We start from the raw sequence: 458 nt of genomic DNA, 5'->3' as shown, positions 1-458 counted from the left end.
AGTTGATATATCGCGAGATGATAGAAAGGTTGATTTTGAAGACATATTTATAGAGATACTTAATAAGAGGTTCCCAGTACTGGCGGATAAAATTAGGTCTTCTCGTTCTATTTCTGAGAAACGGTTTGCAAGAATTCTTGGCAGAGCCGTAACCGGAAATTTGAGAAGCTTTGTTTTTGCATGTAACAACATAAATGAGTCCGAGGCCGTCGGGTATCCAGAACTCACTCGTTGCCTCCTTTTTCTGTCAGCTGATTATTTTTGGCCGCTTCTCGAAGAGGTTGCTCCGAAACTCGGATCGTATGAGGTTCTTGTTCAGCCAGCGCAGTCTATTGCTCAATTTATATTTAATAATTGCGCTAAAAAGGAAAGCAGTTACTGCCTTGTTCATAGAGATATCGTTCAAAAGCAATCGAAAATATTTGAAATACTGGAGTATGCGGGATTTTTCTCTGTCT

Annotated in this window: 1 protein-coding gene; it reads left to right on the top strand. The window is 39.7% G+C overall.

Going from position 1 to position 458, the window contains the following annotated elements:
• Positions 1–458, top strand: a 458-nt coding sequence (locus AB4Y92_RS25760; RefSeq protein WP_441822201.1) for a hypothetical protein, incomplete at both ends; no start/stop codon positions are given.

This window comes from Lysobacter sp. TAB13, assembly GCF_052113885.1.
GTDB classification, from domain to species: domain Bacteria; phylum Pseudomonadota; class Gammaproteobacteria; order Xanthomonadales; family Xanthomonadaceae; genus Lysobacter; species Lysobacter gummosus.
The sequence above is the reverse complement of the archived record's forward strand: the minus strand, read 5'-3'. Positions and strand labels throughout refer to the sequence as shown.